The sequence below is a fragment of the Dethiosulfovibrio faecalis genome (assembly GCF_021568795.1).
GTDB classification, from domain to species: Bacteria; Synergistota; Synergistia; order Synergistales; family Dethiosulfovibrionaceae; genus Dethiosulfovibrio; species Dethiosulfovibrio faecalis.
The window spans coordinates 15,365-32,563 of record NZ_JAKGUE010000010.1; the positions used below are offsets into that span (position 1 = coordinate 15,365).

27 protein-coding genes are annotated in these 17,199 nt (G+C 53.1%); 1 reads left to right on the forward strand and 26 read right to left on the reverse strand.

Going from position 1 to position 17,199, the window contains the following annotated elements; all coding sequences use genetic code 11:
* Positions 1–234 precede the first annotated feature (234 nt).
* The 4 genes from L2W58_RS08100 to L2W58_RS08115 are packed head-to-tail and all read right to left on the reverse strand — an operon-like array spanning position 235 to position 4,503.
* Positions 235–1,659, reverse strand: a complete 1,425-nt coding sequence (locus L2W58_RS08100) for a minor capsid protein (RefSeq protein WP_236102846.1) — start codon at positions 1,657–1,659, stop codon at positions 235–237.
* A complete protein-coding gene (locus L2W58_RS08105) occupies positions 1,581–2,822 on the reverse strand; it encodes a phage portal protein family protein (protein WP_236102929.1) in 1,242 nt (413 codons plus the stop codon). The genes L2W58_RS08100 and L2W58_RS08105 overlap by 79 nt, the downstream gene beginning before the upstream one ends.
* 24 nt (positions 2,823–2,846) lie before the next feature.
* On the reverse strand, positions 2,847–4,133 hold the full coding sequence (locus L2W58_RS08110; RefSeq protein ID WP_236102847.1) for a PBSX family phage terminase large subunit: 1,287 nt from the start codon (positions 4,131–4,133) through the stop codon (positions 2,847–2,849).
* Positions 4,108–4,503, reverse strand: coding sequence for a terminase small subunit (locus L2W58_RS08115; protein ID WP_236102848.1), 396 nt, complete (start codon positions 4,501–4,503; stop codon positions 4,108–4,110). The genes L2W58_RS08110 and L2W58_RS08115 overlap by 26 nt, the downstream gene beginning before the upstream one ends.
* A 95-nt stretch (positions 4,504–4,598) precedes the next feature.
* On the opposite strand from L2W58_RS08115, the gene L2W58_RS08120 reads away from it, so the two are divergent.
* Entirely contained in the window at positions 4,599–5,042 is a 444-nt protein-coding gene (locus L2W58_RS08120) for a hypothetical protein (RefSeq protein ID WP_236102849.1), read from the forward strand.
* A gap of 124 nt (positions 5,043–5,166) precedes the next feature.
* On the opposite strand, the gene L2W58_RS08125 is transcribed toward L2W58_RS08120, so the two are convergent.
* From L2W58_RS08125 to L2W58_RS08230, 22 genes are all read right to left on the reverse strand, one after another.
* Complete coding sequence (locus L2W58_RS08125) at positions 5,167–5,655, reverse strand: hypothetical protein (protein ID WP_236102850.1); 489 nt, start codon at positions 5,653–5,655, stop codon at positions 5,167–5,169.
* 193 nt (positions 5,656–5,848) lie between these two features.
* Complete coding sequence (locus L2W58_RS08130) at positions 5,849–6,676, reverse strand: DNA adenine methylase (protein WP_236102851.1); 828 nt, start codon at positions 6,674–6,676, stop codon at positions 5,849–5,851.
* A complete protein-coding gene (locus L2W58_RS08135; protein ID WP_236102852.1) occupies positions 6,660–6,902 on the reverse strand; it encodes a hypothetical protein in 243 nt (80 codons plus the stop codon). Before L2W58_RS08135 ends, L2W58_RS08130 begins: the two co-directional genes overlap by 17 nt.
* On the reverse strand, positions 6,899–7,210 hold the full coding sequence (locus L2W58_RS08140) for a hypothetical protein (protein ID WP_236102853.1): 312 nt from the start codon (positions 7,208–7,210) through the stop codon (positions 6,899–6,901). Before L2W58_RS08140 ends, L2W58_RS08135 begins: the two co-directional genes overlap by 4 nt.
* Before the next feature lie 14 nt (positions 7,211–7,224).
* Complete coding sequence (locus L2W58_RS08145) at positions 7,225–7,470, reverse strand: hypothetical protein (protein WP_236102854.1); 246 nt, start codon at positions 7,468–7,470, stop codon at positions 7,225–7,227.
* A gap of 18 nt (positions 7,471–7,488) precedes the next feature.
* Positions 7,489–7,740: a hypothetical protein gene (locus L2W58_RS08150; RefSeq protein WP_236102855.1), complete on the reverse strand. Its 252-nt coding sequence runs from the start codon at positions 7,738–7,740 to the stop codon at positions 7,489–7,491.
* Positions 7,737–7,952 carry a hypothetical protein gene (locus L2W58_RS08155; protein ID WP_236102856.1) on the reverse strand — a complete coding sequence of 72 codons (216 nt, stop codon included), beginning with the start codon at positions 7,950–7,952 and terminating at the stop codon, positions 7,737–7,739. Before L2W58_RS08155 ends, L2W58_RS08150 begins: the two co-directional genes overlap by 4 nt.
* Before the next feature lie 123 nt (positions 7,953–8,075).
* Complete coding sequence (locus L2W58_RS08160; RefSeq protein WP_236102857.1) at positions 8,076–10,076, reverse strand: AAA family ATPase; 2,001 nt, start codon at positions 10,074–10,076, stop codon at positions 8,076–8,078.
* On the reverse strand, positions 10,046–10,414 hold the full coding sequence (locus L2W58_RS08165; RefSeq protein WP_236102858.1) for a VRR-NUC domain-containing protein: 369 nt from the start codon (positions 10,412–10,414) through the stop codon (positions 10,046–10,048). The genes L2W58_RS08160 and L2W58_RS08165 overlap by 31 nt, the downstream gene beginning before the upstream one ends.
* Complete coding sequence (locus tag L2W58_RS08170) at positions 10,395–11,987, reverse strand: DEAD/DEAH box helicase (protein ID WP_338033079.1); 1,593 nt, start codon at positions 11,985–11,987, stop codon at positions 10,395–10,397. The genes L2W58_RS08165 and L2W58_RS08170 overlap by 20 nt, the downstream gene beginning before the upstream one ends.
* Positions 11,981–12,979, reverse strand: coding sequence for a hypothetical protein (locus L2W58_RS08175; RefSeq protein ID WP_236102860.1), 999 nt, complete (start codon positions 12,977–12,979; stop codon positions 11,981–11,983). Before L2W58_RS08175 ends, L2W58_RS08170 begins: the two co-directional genes overlap by 7 nt.
* Before the next feature lie 3 nt (positions 12,980–12,982).
* Positions 12,983–13,522 (reverse strand): DUF669 domain-containing protein, encoded by a 540-nt coding sequence (locus L2W58_RS08180; RefSeq protein ID WP_236102861.1) that lies wholly within the window; start codon positions 13,520–13,522, stop codon positions 12,983–12,985.
* Between the two features lie 3 nt (positions 13,523–13,525).
* Positions 13,526–13,927: a DUF7173 family protein gene (locus L2W58_RS08185; RefSeq protein ID WP_236102862.1), complete on the reverse strand. Its 402-nt coding sequence runs from the start codon at positions 13,925–13,927 to the stop codon at positions 13,526–13,528.
* 1 nt (position 13,928) lies between these two features.
* Positions 13,929–14,603: an ATP-binding protein gene (locus tag L2W58_RS08190; RefSeq protein WP_236102863.1), complete on the reverse strand. Its 675-nt coding sequence runs from the start codon at positions 14,601–14,603 to the stop codon at positions 13,929–13,931.
* Positions 14,603–15,100, reverse strand: coding sequence for a hypothetical protein (locus tag L2W58_RS08195; protein WP_236102864.1), 498 nt, complete (start codon positions 15,098–15,100; stop codon positions 14,603–14,605). Before L2W58_RS08195 ends, L2W58_RS08190 begins: the two co-directional genes overlap by 1 nt.
* The gene (locus L2W58_RS08200) at positions 15,067–15,231 is read right to left on the reverse strand and encodes a hypothetical protein (protein ID WP_236102865.1); all 165 of its coding nucleotides are present in this window, start codon (positions 15,229–15,231) and stop codon (positions 15,067–15,069) included. Before L2W58_RS08200 ends, L2W58_RS08195 begins: the two co-directional genes overlap by 34 nt.
* A gap of 2 nt (positions 15,232–15,233) precedes the next feature.
* Entirely contained in the window at positions 15,234–15,446 is a 213-nt protein-coding gene (locus L2W58_RS08205) for a hypothetical protein (protein WP_236102866.1), read from the reverse strand.
* Entirely contained in the window at positions 15,443–15,595 is a 153-nt protein-coding gene (locus L2W58_RS08210) for a hypothetical protein (protein WP_236102867.1), read from the reverse strand. Before L2W58_RS08210 ends, L2W58_RS08205 begins: the two co-directional genes overlap by 4 nt.
* A 149-nt stretch (positions 15,596–15,744) precedes the next feature.
* Positions 15,745–16,170, reverse strand: coding sequence for a helix-turn-helix transcriptional regulator (locus tag L2W58_RS08215; protein WP_236102868.1), 426 nt, complete (start codon positions 16,168–16,170; stop codon positions 15,745–15,747).
* A gap of 35 nt (positions 16,171–16,205) precedes the next feature.
* On the reverse strand, positions 16,206–16,631 hold the full coding sequence (locus L2W58_RS08220; RefSeq protein WP_236102869.1) for a hypothetical protein: 426 nt from the start codon (positions 16,629–16,631) through the stop codon (positions 16,206–16,208).
* Positions 16,631–16,822 (reverse strand): hypothetical protein, encoded by a 192-nt coding sequence (locus L2W58_RS08225; protein WP_236102870.1) that lies wholly within the window; start codon positions 16,820–16,822, stop codon positions 16,631–16,633. The genes L2W58_RS08220 and L2W58_RS08225 overlap by 1 nt, the downstream gene beginning before the upstream one ends.
* A gap of 44 nt (positions 16,823–16,866) precedes the next feature.
* A complete protein-coding gene (locus tag L2W58_RS08230) occupies positions 16,867–17,130 on the reverse strand; it encodes a helix-turn-helix domain-containing protein (RefSeq protein WP_236102871.1) in 264 nt (87 codons plus the stop codon).
* Positions 17,131–17,199: the final 69 nt, after the last annotated feature.

Here is a 17,199-nt window from a genome sequence, read left to right on the forward strand (position 1 = left end):
CTTTAGAACAAAAAAAGCCCCTCATGAAAGAGAGGCTTTATCACTCAGTATGAAAAGGCGTCTATCTCCTTTTTAGAAAGAGAACTCGTAGCCCTCCCTTGACTTTCACACCATCGAGCAAGATCTCGAACTCGTATGTGTGGAGCAGCCCCCCGAGAATCCATGGTTAAACGCCCATCGGCAAGTACTTTGTCCAAAGTACCATATTCTTTTATGTACTTGACAACTTTTGTGTCAATCATCCTGGACCCTCCTTCCATGCATATACGTATCTATCAATTTTCTGGCAGAAGATTCGTCGATAAACATCCGAGTGGAGTTACCGAGCTGCTTCGCCCCCAGCTTATCACGATAATGATCGATAAGATTCGTCTTTGATTCAAACGCAACGAATCCCTCAAATCCTTTTTCTTCGCTCAGCTGAGCCGCTATCGCAAAAAGATGCGCTCCTACCCCTTCCATTTTACCATTTTTACCTATGTTGTGAGGTGCAGACTCAGCCAGATGCACATAAACGCACCCTCCGCTTGGCTGAGGTTCCAAAGAAACTAATCCCTGGATCTCATATTCACCTTCCAACGTGAGCTGAATAACCTCTCGGCCTTCACCAAGTTCCTTTTCCCAATTGAACTTCCAACCTTTTTTCTTCAAAGCCTTCAGGTTAGAAGGGGTCGCCGGGGAGAACTCGGTTTCTACCTTTTTGCCTGTAGCTCTAAACAAAAGACACGACGTCAAGCTATCGATCACGATATCGATATTCTTCATACCAGTCATTTTACCATTAAAACTTAGCACGCTCCTAACTGCCTCTATATCTATCGGTCGCTGTGTGGAATCCGGCAATCTATCTATCCTGGTGTCTTCCTCTATCCCATCCGGGAACTCCTCCGCCGTCAGGGGGAGGAGGACACTCCGACAATTGGGATGGAGAGGCGGCGTGTTGTGTGCAAGCCGTGGGTCATTTATGCGGAAGCGCATTCCTTCCCTGGCGTGGCATATCTCCGAGGTCCGGCTATCCAGTACCGCAGAAAACTCAAATCCAACCACGGCCTCCGAGTCTATCGCCGACCGGAGAGACCCCATGGAATAGGCCCTCATCGCCTCGGTCCTGGATATGCACTCCAGTCGACTTCGGGCGAACCTTGAAAGTTGGCGGTTGACTCTCCCCAGTTCCGTCGCAGTCAAACTATTCGTCACGCCTTCCCGCAAGGATCTGGAGATAACCTCTCGGACCTCTTCCAGGACGGCGTTCTCGTATACTCTCGCCAGCTCTGGAACATACCGGTCAAGCCAAGACAACGCCTCTTCCGGTAACACATCGTTCCAGTCGTCCGACAGGGAGACAGTCTTCGTTATCTCCCGGATTGTTCTTTTGCTTTGTCTGTATCCGGCCTCTACCGCGTTACGCATCCCGGACATGAGAGCTTTCTCTATCTCTGGCCCGTTGTCCCCCATGGGGATGCCTCCGTCTTTACCTTCCTTGACTGCCTTATCTATCCAGGGCTTTACCGCCTTCCATGCTTTCGCCGTGACGTGCTTCCATAGCCTGGCATGGGTTCGCCCTGTCCGTCGGAGGGCCTTTACTCTGGCTTCGAGGGTGTCATTTCGCTCTCCTTGCTTCCAGCGAGAGAGTTGTTCCGCAAAAGTCTGGACCGCCATGGTACCGCCTCACCACCCTCCGGCTCTTCAGGGAAACCAAGACGCTCTCGCATCCATTCGGCATCCCCTTCATCAGGGTAGATGTATCCGCCGTTGACGGCGTTCAAGAACACCTCGGACATGATCTTCTTTTCGTCCGGAGTCCCAGAGTCCGATACATCCAGCTCACCGTAGCTTTCTTGAGGACCAAAGTTCCACTCGATGATCGGACGCCATAGTTGCTCTATCTCCACCTCTGCAAGCTCACGAGCAAGCCAGAGGCAAGCGTCGTTGAACATCCGCCAGTGTATCGCCCCAAGAGAATAAGATCCTCCGCCCTCGCCGCCTTCCAGGAGGGAGGGGAGGAACATCGCTCGGTAGAGCATCTTGTTGCAGAAAGATAGCGCCTGCTCGTATCCTGTCCCCATCGTCGTACCGTTCCCTGAAGTTCCTCCGTTAAGCGTAGAAATCTCGTCTTCCAGCCCTATGGCAAAATGTGATTTTGAATGAGCCCCGCTAAGGATCTTGTCCATCTGCTCCGTATCCTCAGATTTTCCTACAAGCGCGGGCATTCCAAACCTTTCCAGAGCCACCGCCCAAAACTTCGGTATCGCTCGTTTGAAGGCATACCACCTCCAGCACCGTCGAAGCCGAGATCTTCCGTAGGGGGTACTCCCAGTCCCGTGGCGGTAGACAACACATTTTTCGACGGGGATATCCAAGTCCTTGCCCCCCGCCGACTGTCTGATCTTCGCTATTCTGATAGCGTTATCCTCCCCCTTGCCGAAGATAAATTTCAACGTCTGGGGATCGTATGACTGGAGGGACGATAAAGACAAAGCCCCGTTATTCTCAAAAAGAGAAAACTCGGATACGCCGAATCCGTATCCGAGCCCGTTTTCTAAAAGGCTTCGCCTGGCTTCCTCCAATGTCCCCCTGAGTGACATCTGGCAGTTATCTATCAGGTCTTTTATCTTTTCGTCGGGATGGGAGTAGCCCCGGATCTTGCCGACGATGGAATAACATAGGTATTCCATTCCGGTCCCTATGGTCTCGTCGTTCAGCATCTCCTTGTACTGAGATGCCTTGTAGTCGTTGTTCGCCACAGGCTGATCCATAGCGCTCATGAGTTGCATCGCCAGATCGGAATACCCGAACCCAAATACCTTGGATTTCTCTTTCACCTCTGCCAAAAAGACACCTCCTTTCTATCCGAAAAGGTTGGGAGCTATGCGAGAGCCACCGGAGCGAGGTTTACCTTTAGCCTTTCTCCTACGCAGGTCCTCGACGCTGTACCTTAAAGCCGCCATAGCGTCGTCGAAGAACTCCACCGGCTCGTCGGCATAAAGTCCGGTTCTTCCGTCCTTCCTCCATCTCCACGACTGGATCTCCTTCAAGGTCCAGCGACAATCGGGGTGTATGTGGATCTTCAGTCCCTTCAAATAATCTATCTGGGCCCTGACGCTCCCAGACTCCTTCTTTACGGCTAGTGCTTTATATCCAGCCTTCCGCCACATCTTGATCCGATCCGGCTCGGCTGAGTCACACCACATACGAAGATGCTTATCCAATCCCCTTTTGCGGGCTATCTCGATGATCTCCGTCGTGTCGTGCTCGTAGACGTAGATCTCGTCGCAGATATAAAGCTCGCCGTCCCTGAACCCTACCGTCAGGATTGCATTGGCATGGTTGAAACCGAAGTCCTGAGAGTGGACCATAAAGTCGAAACGACCCTTGTCCCGACAGAAATCTTCCACTACGTAACGAGAGAGGATCAGGCCGCCAGTTTCGCCCCACTCGCCCAGCCCATACACCCGATAGCCGTCGGGATCTTGGACCTGACGGAGCTCCATGCGGCGGTGATACGCCTCATCGATGAATCGGTTGTCCAGATACGTAGAATGGTGGGTGAAGATATCCGGCGAGGTGATGTCGAAGTATTTCCGTTTGATCCAGTGAGAGGCACTCACCGGGTTAAAGGTGAAGGTGATCTGATAGTAGAGATTTGGATTATCCAGGAGACCCCTTAGACGGTCGTCCAGAATGTCCACGTCCGACTCCTCCAGCTCTGTTGCCTCCTCGATCCAGATCCAAGTGAGCTTACCTGTCGGAAAGGTAATGGACTTGACCTTCTCCCTCTGTCTGGCGTCGTTCATACCTCGGAAAATGATCCGGCTTCCGGTGATCCGGCAGGTCATCTGGAGAGGGTTTGTGGTGGTGTCCCAGATCAGGTCTGCTTTATCTCCACAGGTGCGAGAGATCGCCCCAAGAAGCTCGGCATAGGTGGAGTCTTTGTTGGAGCCCTCCACCTTCCTGACCACCAACAGGTTCGCTCCCTTGTACCGAGGATCCATCAGTTTTAGGACGTAGTCCTGAGCTATATTGACGGATTTCCCCGACCCGGCTGACCCCTTTAGGACCCGATATCGCTTCCGGCAGTTGTTTGCTACCCGAAAAATCGAATTGAACTCAATCGTTACCCTTTTCATCGCCATAGCTCACATAGATCTCCAGCCCCCCTTCCACGTCTATCTTGGACCGATCCACGAACATCCCCAGGTGCTTGCCGAGCAATTCCAGGGCTCGAATCCTGCCCACGTGCGACGCACCCTTGCCCTTCAACTCAGCCTCCGCTTTGAGTCTGGTGAGGACATAATCCTGCGTAACCTCAACCCGCTCCCGACGCTCCGTCATCGCCTCTTGGATAGCCGCCTGGATATGGGGCAAGGTCAGCAGGTTTGCGCCTATCTTCCTGGCACTTCTCTCAGAGTAACCGGCCCGGATGGCCGCCGCCGTGGCGTTCAGGTCGACGAGATACTCAGAGACAAACGCTTTTTGTTTAGCAGTGAGCTTCTTCTTTGCCACGGCGGTCACCTCCTAAAAATTCTTCTGGAATCGATTTGTTTTTTCCGCAACTACTCCCCTACAATATGCCCATACCCTAATAAGGAGAGGATAAAATGGACAAAGAGTCTTACAGGCAACCTCACGATCGCTGTCTAAGCAACACTAAGGAAGAATGCCTTCCAACATGCGAGCATGCAAAATTTCATGAACCCAAAGGATGTAAAATAAAAGACGCTACCAAATGGGAGTGCGACAATGATTACGAAACTGAGTCATCAATTATTTCTCAAGAACCTTCCTTAGGCGTTTCTAGCGAAGTAAAGGAAGAGGAAGAGAACAGAAAAAAAGAAGATAAGCGTTTAAAAGAAAAACAAGATCAAGAAGGGGCCCAATATCAAGCGACAATCCAACAAAGCATCAGCGATGATCTAGTCAAAAAGAAGAAAAAGACCGTGGAAGAAAGAAACGAAGAGGAAGAAGAGGAATCTCAAAAAAAACAAAAGGACGGCCTAGACGACGCGAATTTGCCAGAGAGAGACGAAGGCCCCTACCTGTGATTGGTAAGGGCCATCTATCGGGCAAGTCGGGCCTGCACTCCCGAGCTGACTTTCACGTTATCATCATACGCCGATATCATGCAATATCAACGCTCCTAGAGAGTACGTATGAAGCATTCTATAGTCACCATTTCATGGCGGCCTGAAACCCGCTGAGGGCGTCACGGGCTATCCTCCTCGGTATCTCTTTGCGCTTCCTGGACACCGTGTTCGGAGATAGCCCCACCCGGCGGGATACTTTCTGAAGGGAAGAGGCGTCGCTTATTCTGGACTCTCCACGAACAAAGCGACAATGGAGACAAAACACCTTCCAGTCCTCGGCGAAGAACTCCTTTATCGCCCTGGCCGCTTCGGTGATGGACTCCCAACCAGTAGCGTCGATAAGCCGGTGGATCTCATCCAGTTTTATGACCTCCGAGAGTATCCGATCAGTGTATGGATTTGTCCGAACCCGAACACCCAGATCATCAGGAGCAACACGAAGCATCTCCAGCCACTCATCGTCGGTCGGAGGAGGCACTACTCCCAGCAAAACATCAGCCGGTCGCGGATGTCTCTGGATCAACAGCTCTATTATTCCAGTCAGCCGTTCGACCTGTCCCATACTGGTCATCGCCTCCTCACAGATAATGCCGCCGCTCGATCATCCCCGATCGCACGGCGGCTTTCGCCACCCCAGGCTAGTGTTACGCTAAATCACCTCGTTCACTTGACATCTGACTACATCCGAATAGGCCTACTTGACATCGATCGTGTAAAGTAGCTCGTATGCTTTCGGGTTTTATGTCAAGTAACGGGGCACCCATCTACATCGCCTCCTCAAACAACCTGCCCTGCAACGCCACGCCTGGGCTCATCCAGATGCACTCGGTTCGCTCCACAGCCCGGTCTGCCATTGTCCTCCGCTGATCCATCGTCCAGCCCTGATACAGATCCTCATAGAGAGGACAACGGTAGCCCGAGACGATCACATTACCCTGCAACCTATGGAGAGCCTCGGCCAATTCCACATGATCGTCGTCGGTCAGCTCATGGCGATAAGCCTTTGTCCCGTTGTCCGTCCTGGTACTGTGAGGATATGGAGGATCGATGTAAAACAAGACATCTGGACCGTCGTATCTATCCAGGATCTCTAAGGCTGGACGGCTCTCTATGACCACGCCTTTCAACCGGCTAACGACCTTCCGGATATGAGGGGGAATACTCACCCAGTCATGTGCCGGGTTCTTATCTCCGCTCCGTTTGGACCGAAACCCGTTGTTCTCGTAGAGGATGCAATATCCCTGCCCCATGAAGGAACGGACCAATAACCTCCTAGCCTTTTCTGCCGGGTCAGCTGCAGTCTCATGAGCCTCGTCGAACTCATCCCGTGCGAATGGCGTAAGCTCCACCTGCCGAATCAACTCCCTGGACATGTCGGACCTGAGGACTCGAAACAGGTTCACCACGTCGGCATCGAGGTCGTTCAATACCTCGCCGTGCTTCGCTCGGGGCTTCCGGAGGAGCACTGATCCGGCCCCTCCGAATGGTTCGACATAGACGTTGTGTCTCGGAAAATGGGAGATGATCCACGGGGCTAACCGCCATTTGCCACCGGGATAGCGGAGGATGGGCCGGTCAGGGGGTGCGGTCATGGCGTAGGTCCTCCTTTTGGATAATCTGCCCCTCGTCATTGACTTTCAGCCCGGTCCATTCGGGAATGTGCTTGGCAAGATGTAGGTAACCATCGTTGTCAATCCCGAGGATCGGCATTATCTCCCCAGAACCATTTTCGAATCCGATCGTTATACCGTTCTTTTGATCTCTCATAACCATGTACAGGAAGTCGCCGTCTGGTGTTGGTCTCTCTATACCGGTCATTCCTCGCCCCTCGCTTTCTTGATGGCATCCTCTATTTTGGAATACCCAGCTACGACAGGGGTCTCTATACGTGTGTCTATAATGCTTTTCGCTATCTCTAGCGCCTCCAGGAGCTCGGCTTTCTCCTTCTTGAGCCGTGCTATCTCGTCTCGCATCTCAAGAGCTGTAACGATGATCTGTGAATTCCCCTCGACAAACTGATCCGACGGCTGAAATGTGCAGATCCTGTGCCCTCCGCTTCCCTCAATCTTCGAGACATGGCCCTTTCTGTTTCTGTAAATTACCCACGGTCCCGGTGTGTGGCTCATCACGCCACCTCCAATCACATAAAATCGCCGAGGTTGTCGTTGACGAAAACCAGGTTGACTGTCTTGGGGTGCCAGTCTGATTCTGGCTTTTTTGTCATTTCAAAGTTAGGCCACATAATCAGAGCGTACCCATTATGTGGGTCGTCCCCATTTTCATCTGGCGGATAGATACTATGCGCCTCCACCTCTGCATCTAGCCAACTCTCATCCTTGTCTATCAGTTTTTGGAGTCGCTCCATCAAGTCCCGTACTGTCTTCATCACGCTACCTCGCTTTCTCTAGTCATCCAGCTCAACATCCGCGCCGAGCTCTCCCCCGGCGATCCGCTTGAACACGATGATCGAGGACTCGTTGAAGCCATTTTTACGGTCCCATTTCCTGGTCTTCCTAGCGCACCTCATAGCCTCTTCCTCAGTATCGAAATCCCCGATAATCTCGCAGTCCAATTCAGCCTCATAGACGATGTATCGCCCGTATCCAGGCACTCGCCTCTTGCCCGAATGTCCACTTTTGTCTATCATTTTGCTCATGAGAACAGCTCCCCCTGTCGCTCCTCGAGGACTCGCCGCTCGGCGGCTAACTGCTCCTCCAGGACGGCGATCTCTCGACGGAGTTCTGCACGTCTGGAATCCATATATTCCTTATCCAGTCTTTCTCTTAAGACGAATATAGAGTCTTTGAGACTGTTAATACTTGTCATTTCAGCGACCTTCCTTCTCGTCTTCTGAATTATTTTTCCCAAGTGATCATGTCAGCCTCCGATACCGTGACCGTGACCGTGACAGCGTGACACCCCTAAAGGGGTGTTGTCACGCTTGTCACGCTACAGGCCGTGACTTGTCACGCTCTTGTCACGCTTGTCACGCTATATTTGACCTCTGTTTTCCTTCAAATACAGGACAATAGTTGAGACCTCAATTTCGTCGGTTGGCCTGTAAAAATCGTTAGATGCGATTAAAATTCCCTTTTTAACAAGCCCGTCTCTACCCCTCGAAAAGGCCTGTCTTTTTGCCGTTGAATTATCTTGAGGCGACCTCTCGTAATAAACCTCTCTCCACTCTTCAAGATGGACGCCGGAAAATCCCTTTGAGGTTAGTCTGCCTTTTTTATAGGCTGCTTCCCTATAGGTATTCATTGCGAAATTCAACGATTCAGGGAGCTTCTTTTTTGGTTCTATGTCCGTTTCTTCTTCTCTCGCCCTCAACACGACCGTAGTAACCTGATCGCCGTCCTCGTCTATCCAACCGGGTACATCGATCTCCTCTTGTTGCAGTTGGATCGGCTGTGCCAACTCGGTATCCTTGGACTTGGTCTGTTCCACGGTGATAGCTCCACTACCCTTGTTACAGACGCTTATTTCGATGTCCTGGGCCCCTTTCCATGCGGAAGACCCCCTAGCCCTCTTTTGAGCTTCCTGGGCCACTCCCGTGTGGTGTACGAGCAACACGGAGCAATCGAACTCCCTCATCAGCCTCGAACAGGCATCCAGCATCGTCTTTGCGTCCTGGGCGGAATTCTCATCGCCCTGAAGGAATCTATGTAGCGTATCTATCACGATCAGGGATACCGGCATTCCAGTTTTGGAGATGTTTTCCACCGTCCGCCGATATCCCTCTGCGGTGTTGAGGTCGCAGCCGTCCCGACTAACCCATAAAGATAGCGTCTTGGGAGCTACTCCGAAGTAGGATAGCCAGCCGGCTATCCTCGCCTTGAGGCCGTAATGCCCTTCTCCTGCCAGATAGATCACCCCTCCATGTCTGACCCTGTTGTCTTGCCAATCATCTATGTCGGAGGCTATACGGAGAGCCATGTCGATGGCCACGAAGGTCTTTCCCGATCCGGAGGGACCGAACATCATCATGCAGGCGTTGGCCTGTACCCATCCCTTTATGAGCCATTTGATGGGAGCTGGCTTCTTTACGAACTCGGAAACGGGAATCAGCCAATCGGGCTTATCCGTTCCCTCGAGGAGCTCTTTCAGATCATGACCGGCCATGTGGTAATCGTTGGCATCCCCGAGTTCCGGAGGGATAATTACCGTCGCTCCCGATCTATCTGCCGCCTCTTTTGCGCATTTTTGCCCCGTCCCGGATTCGTCGTTGTCTCCGACAATCACCAGGGGGTTATTCGGATATGTCTGTCGGATCGACTGAGCTACTGGGATGAGGTTATTGGCGTTATACCCTATGATTACCGAGGCTCCGGTCACCTCGTGGATCGTGGCCGCCGTGGCGTAGCCCTCGGCCATGTAGATTTTGGAACCTTCGCCGGGGATCATGAAGAAGCATCCTGAAACCTTGCCCCCCGGGTGGAACTGTTTGTTACCCTCTTTGTCAATGTACTGGAGAGAGACCATCTCGCCTGTGGAGTCGTAAACAGGGATGATCAAACGCCTATCCCCGTTCGTCATTTTCAAGCCGTGGTTCTTGACTCCCTTTCTGATCAAATAAGGGTGATTCTCGGTCGCATCGGAGGCACCTTCCCAAATCTTTTTGACCGTAGCCGCCGCCATAGCTTGAGACCTAGCAAGCTCCGCCTCTCTGATCTCTCTGGCTTTCCGGATGTTCTCTCTTATCGTTTGTTCTTCTTCAGGGGAGAGTTCACGAGATATTTCGGCTCTCCATGTATAGCTATATTCTTCTTTCCAATCACCGAAAGCTCCCGCAGGAACTCCGTCTCCAAACAAGATGTACCATCCGCTTTTATCGTGTTTTTTGCCTGATCCAGTATGGAATCGGTTGATCTTGCCGTTCATCCTCACATCGGAAGGCGACGTAAGCCCCGCCCGTTCTACAGCTTGCCTGAATTGCTGCTCCGGAGGGTCGTTGTTGGTTCTCACCGGCTGCTGGAATGGGATAACGGCCACGCTCGCACCTCCTTCGCTCGGATCTCGGCCTCTTGAATGGCCTCGTCCATTCCTCGACAGACGACGGCTTTATGTCCAGATTCGTTGAGGTATTCGAGCCAGTCTTTCTGTTCTGGGCTCAGGACACCTCCCTTCCTCCGCTTCATCTCTATCCAGAAAGCCCACTCGGGAATACATAGATCCGGCACTCCCTTCGAGACTCCTTCGGCTTTCAATCTCCCCGCCGTGGCCTTCCCTCTCGCTCCTCCGTTAGGCACCGCGAAGATTCGTACCGACGGAAATCTTCTCCGGAACCACTGGACGAAGTAACGCTGTTCGTCATGCTCCGACGGGATCACTCCAGGATCTTTCGACAACCCGGTCGTACTTGCCGTCTTTCTTGTAGCGTATAAACCTTGGCGGGGTGGCATTCCCCATCACCTCCGCTAATTGTTCGATGTCCCAGGCCTGGGATATATCCGCCCCCGCCTGCTTTGCTATGCTTTGCAGGGTCCTGTTGGCCCGATGTCCTGCATATCCGCCGTGTAGGACGGTAAGATATTCGTCGATCTTGCTTATATAGAGAGGCCCGTAGTATCTCGCCTTCAAAGTCTCTATTCCCGACTTGGCCATGTGGACCGACCATTCCCAGTCTTCTATCTGAAGCTCCTGCGGTTCTATCCCCATGATGTCGTCTCCGTGTAGACTGACGGGGGGGGTCTTGATCTCCGGAAACGGAGCCCCGCAAGCTGGGCATATCTTTGCCGACAGATGGCAGAATTCCTGGCATTGCTCGCAGACTTTCACCGGAGCCTCTCCCGTTCCATCGCCCTTCCGTCTCGGCGGTGCGACGCTCGTTATCGGTCCATGGGAGGATACGACCCCGGCGAAGTCCAGTACCAGACAGTCACCGCCTTGAGGTTTTACCCTCATGCCCCTCCCTGCCATCTGGATATAAAGAGAGGGGCTTTTGGTCGGGCGGCACATGGCCAGAAGATCGATGCCCGGATGGTCGAAACCGGTGGTCAGTACCGAGTTATTGGTGACCGCCCTTATCTCTCCGGCCTTGAACCTTTGCAAAATGATCGCCCGCTCGTCCTTTGGCGTGTTGCCCAGGATCGTTTCTGCGGTAACTCCGGCGGATCTCAACTCGTCTCTCATCGCTATGGCGTGATCCACTCCGGTGCAGAAAAAAAGCCATGACTTCCTATCCCGACCCCATTTCAGGACTTCCTGGACGATGTAGCCGTTGTCCGTTTCGTTGTTCACCGCTTTTTGCAGCTCCGATTCCACGTATTCGCCGCCTCGTGTGGCAACCCCTGCGGTCGAGAGGAGCGTATGGGTCAGTTTCGATCTGAGAGGGGCAAGGTGTCCTTGATTTATCAATTCCTCGATGGTTACAGGTTCTATGAGTGTGGAAAAGAGAGCCGGTTCGTCGGTAATGAGACCGTGTCCAAGCCGGTAAGGCGTCGCCGTAAGACCGATCACTCGCAGGCTGGGGTTGCTCTGGGTCAGGTCCTCTATGAGGCGGCGGTATCCCCCTTCCTTCTTGTGGGAGATGAGGTGGCACTCGTCGACGATAACCATGTCGATATGTCCAAGCTGCTCCGCCTTGTTTCTGACCGACTGTATCCCTGCAACGGTGATGGATCGCCCCAGGTCTCTTTTGCCGAGCCCGGCCGAGTAGACCCCTAGTGGAGCCTCCGGCCAGGCGTTGAATATCTTGTCCGCGTCCTGCTCCAGGAGTTCTTTGACGTGGCTGAGTATGAGGATTCGAGTCTCCGGCCAGCCCTGCAAAGCATCGAGGCAAAGACCGGCTATGACGTGGCTTTTACCCGAGCCTGTAGGCATTACTACGCAGGGATTACCGTCGTTCGCTCTCATCCATTCGTACAGCAGGTCAAGAGCTCTCTGCTGGTAATCTCTTAGAATGGCACGTCCACCTCCTCTATAGTCTGACTACCTTCCGCTATGCCTAGGAGTTCCTTGGAGCTGTAGACGTTGGCGTCCGGTTCGCCTACCGCATATTTGACGCCGTTGATAATGTAGTTTGCGCATAGTCCGTCCTCCGATCCGCCGAGCCATTCCCAAGGAACCAGATCCGGGTGGATCACGTGATAGGCGCACCCCTCTCTCTGGACATCAAGAGGGATCTCGCAATTCCCGCCTCTAGCGCAGGTCCACGTACCTTCCGGCGTCGGCGTAACGTGGGCACAGGTCCGACAGTTGACTTCCTTCGTCGTCTTGGAGCCAAAGCAAAAATCGTGGCAGGGACAGAATCGGCACTGGTACCACGATGGATCTGTGGACAAAGGTTCTGGCATCCGTTCCACCAAGGCGATTCTGTGTCCTCTGTCGACTAACATCTGAGCCGCCTGCTTGTCGTAATGGACCCGCTCGGTGTAGATCTCGTCGTTGTCCTTGCATACGGCGTAATACAGCCCTCTGTCGATCTTGGTCCCGTGCATGTAGAGCTGCATCTGACACCAATGCATCGGCTTGGCCGCCTGGAGGCCTTTCGATTGGAGCGTTTTGAAGCTCTTGGCCCCGTGGGTCTTGCACTCCAGGATATGGCGGCTCTTGAGGGCTTCCGGCACACCGGACTCGATGATTCCGTCGACTGAGCCGGAGACGTGAGATCCGAAGTCGACCCGACTTTGCTCTCCTCCGGTCGAGTGGATTTTAAGGCCGATGGATTCCAGGTCTTTCACTATGACCGCTTCCTCCATCTGTCCCCGTCTGAAGAGGCGGAGGATTCGCCCGGGGAACTGTTCGATTACCGCCCATCGGAACGAGAGCCAGAGGAACCGATCGCAGGGATGTCCCAGGAGGGACGCCCCCAGATGGGGGCGCGGCCCTTCCCGGTGTTCCTGATGGTATTCGTCGATCAGCTCTGCTATGGACGGTCCTTTGGGGATCTCCATGGTTTACGCTCTTACCCAGGGAGGCGTTACGTTGCCGGTTTCGCTAGGGGGCGGTGGCGTCGAAGCGGAGCGACTGAAGCCGTTAGCGACCGATCTGTTCGTCGGCTTGTTTGTCGGAGATCCCGTGGGGGAGCTTCCTACCGGCTTGTAGTCCTTGACCACGTTCTTGGGACCAAATTCCTTGTCGTTTTTGACCTTGACCTTGATCTCCACATCGGCCCCGATCATCTGATCGGTGTCCTGGATGGTGGTTTCTCCGATAGCGACAGCTATCTTTTTCATGGTCGCTATCCCGATGTCCACCGCCGTTTGACTGGGATTCTGTACGTTGATGATGTCGAAGACCATCCGGCCTTGATAAGACGGTCCGGTTATTTGAAGGGATACGTTGAGATATTTGCCAGTACCAGCCTTGGTATCTTTGACTTCGACTTTTGTGATTTTCGCGTTGTATGTCCCTGCTGGGATCGGGTCATAGTTGTCGATTTCTTCCAGCTTGACCGCCGATATCGCTCTGGTTGTTTCAGGGGCTAAGAGTGCCATGATTTATACCTCCTTGATTTCTATAGATGGCTTCCCGGGCGTCGCTACAATCGCCTGAGCCAATACGTTGGTTACCTCGGGGCTTGCCTTATCCCATTCCCTCTTGTTGATATCCGGTTTCCATCGGAACAGCGTCGAAAGGTAGTCGAATAATCCCGCTTCCTGTGCGACCTTCTGGAGGGCATCGCCGTCCACTCGTCTGTTGATCTTGCCCTTCACCTTGATCGCAAATCGCCCCGCCTCCATGGAATGAGTTCCTTCAAAGTGTGAGCTGAGACCGGAAAGATCCCATATCTTCTGCTCGAGCTCATCCTTCCTTTGTTTGGCCTCTGCCATGTACGCCTTGATCTTCTCTATCTCCTCGGCCATAGATTCCAGAGTCTCGCCGTCGCCTCTCCAGTTCATTTCAATTGCCTCCGATCTTCTTGATGATTGCCCCAAGATCTGGGACTTCCCAGGGATCTAACCGACCGGATCGGTCTTTTGCCGTCCAGAGTCCGTCCGGCTCGCACATCAGGGCTCTTTGGGATACTCCATCGGCGTCTTTCTCCACCCGTAGGGCGAGGACTTCGTCGAAGAAGTACGGAAGCTGCTGACCGGTCTTGTTACCGGGCATCGAAGGGTAATACATGATGCGTCCCATCTCATCCTGGGCCTTCTCCATCTTTGCGGAGAAGTAGACGTGTTTCCCCGAGATATCCCGAAAGGCCCGAATCAGGTCGGTCATCTGGTCTTGCATGGCCCCGTAGGCTTGCCTCGGATCTTTGGCCGTTTTTTTCTCTGCCGATAGGACGACTTCGGCTATTTCCGATATGGAGTCCAGGGCGACCGAGGTAAATGTCTTGGCCTCGTCCGAACCTGTTACCCACTGGTAGGCATCACCCAGGTCTCCCATATTGGAGATCTCTATATATGGGATCTCCGTCCCCTGAAGAGATAAAAGGCCACCTTCCGCCGACAGGATGATCGGGTTAGGCAGTGTCTTGATAAGGGAGGTTTTCCCCGCTCCGGCGGCACCGTAGACCAGAACTTTTACTCCGTTGGCGCTTAAACTACTGGTGCTTTTCAGGCTTATCGCCATTACGACACCTCCTCCATGCATTCGTCTACGAGGTCCATGTCGTAGGCGTCCGATACCGAGATTTTCTCGCCGTTTAGGAAGGCACAGTGGAACGTCGCCTCTTCCAGAGGAATGTCCGGTATAGTCCTGCCCCGGGTTGAAAAGAGTTCGTCCAGCTGATCCACGGCAACGAAGACTTTTCCAGGCTCTTTGATGGACGCAACTCTGGCGTCTTCTATCTGAGCTACGACTTGGCTGTAGTGCAGTGTCCGTTCCTGCGTCTTGTATATGCTCGCGGCCCTTTGTTTTTCCGTCTTGGCTCCTTCGGCTCTGAGAGTCGCTTTCTCCAAGGCCGTCTGAGCTTTGGAGTAGGCTTCGTCTTTGTAGTCCAGAGGGAGCCCCTCCTCGGCAAAAACGTGTCCCTGCCCTTCATCGTCGAAGACCGCATCTACTGCCGTCGGTTGGTTGGGTACCGGCACCAATTTCATATTCGGGTTGTCGTCTGCAAAGGACGCCATTTGTCTGCCTCCATTCCTCTGTCCATCTCCTCGTAGATATGGGATTCCCGTCTTTCGTCTCTGTCTATTTCATTCGCCATGTCCCTGTAGTAGTCGTAGGAGCTGTCATAGTTCCGTGGATCGAGGTACATACTCACCGGCTCCTTTGTGTTAAAATGAGGTTCTGGTGCATCTTGCTTTGTCCCTCGCTCTCGGCGGCTACCGAAGCGGGGGATTTTTTGTATTCGTCGATCAACCTCAACCGGTTCGTCTCGCCCCTTCTGGCAGACTCACGCTTCATTTCGTATGGCAAAAAACAAAGGTCTTCGAGCTCTTTGAGCTTCATGCTTCCCCAGGTTCCGTTCATCTCCTTACCTCCCGGTACAGCCTCACCACCTGCCCCGGTGGCAGGACTTCTTTGATGGGGACCATTAGCCTGTTCATGTCGATCTCGTACCACCTAGGACCGAATAGACGCCGCCTTATCACTCTGGCGAGTTTACTTACCCACCACATCGGCTGTCTCCGCTATGGCTTGTAGAGATATCAGATCTCGTCTAGGGTCCCGCCGGTTTCCGTCCGCCAACGCCTCGCAAAGCTCCAAGATGGCTTCGTCCTTGCCTACGAGGCTACCGTTTTTGATAAGGACCTGCCCTGCACTCGTCTCAAATACCGCCGTTCCGCTTGCCTCGAATGCGCGCTTTGCCCTTTCTGTCTCTGTCATCATTACCTGAACCTCCTTCGTGATATGGTTGTCGAGTAGGAGAATTGAAATACTCCTTCACGTCCGCTGCCCTCCAACGGGTGATTGCGCCTTTTTCAAACGGAGGGGGAAACTTGCCTGCCTCCACACGTCTGTACAATGTCGAGATTGAGTAGGTGGTTATCTTGCTCACCTCTTCAGGAGTCAAAAGCATCGGCTGAACAGCGAAAGAAGCTATCCGTTTTTCCAAAGACGCTATCGACTTTTCCAGAGAATCTAGGCGATCCGTTCCTACTCCTGATTTGACGGCATCAATCAGAATTGGCATCAGCATCTCTGCAACTCGTGCCGTTATGGTCTCTTCCAAAGTCGCCGCCTGCGTGGGCATTTAGACACCTCCTTATCAAACTCGTTTTTGATTGTTCAGCTTGCCGCCCACATGCGGCGTCCGCCTGATCCTCGTCGTGGAATCCATCCGAGCTGTCTTAACGCAAATCCTGTGCTCGTCCTGCCCGGCGGGACTATTCCGTAATATGAGCACCACTCGATCAGTCTTTCCCTTATCTCGGAGGAACTGACCAACCTTCCTATCGAGTTTTCTTCCATGAACGCCGTGACAATGTCGAGAGTCCTTTCACTCGTAATGCCTACGCCGGATTTCGGCCTGGTCTTGATCCTCTTAGGCAAGACGAGATGTCCCGTGATCAATCCCGCAACCTCGGCCACCAAGGAATCCATCGGTTCGGAAGAGATGTGGTCTTTGGTCAACTGGATGAGGTTAAGAAGCTCCCTGCATTGGTTCTTTTGCTTGAACATGTCCTGAGCCGCGAGGTCTAAGTCGTTGTTCATCACTTCACCTCCTCCTCAAATCCGACATCGGCCAAAAGCCTGGCTACGGCCCTGTTTTCCTTCTGCATCGTCCTCAGATATTCCACCGTGCTTACGTCATCCGCTTTGCCATCTGCCAGATCCTCCAAATACCGCAGCACTTCTCCCGGCTCATTGCTCCTGAGATAGAGATTGGCGTGCAGCTCCACCACCTCGCAGAGTCCCCCTGCTAGAGACCTCCCTCCGGCCTCCGGGATCAGGCGGATGTAACCTCCTCCTTCTCCCGGGGGTGGGGAGGGTTTGAGATTTCTGCCGCCTCAAGAGGCGTAAGTATCTCCATAAGGTCTAATGCGACAGCAATTTGCACCCGCGCCTTGTCAGAGATGCCTCTTTTCCCGTTTTCGATCTGAGAAATTTGATTTTGACGGAGCCCTACCATCTCTCCCAGTGATTCTTGGGAAAGGTTCCTTTCTTTCCGTCGAGAAGCTATTAAGGCTCCCCTTCTTCCCTTTGCGTCCACAGACAACCACCTCCCTTCTTGCCAAGAGAATATATCTCTTAAAGTGATATGTCAAGCACATAATCCCTA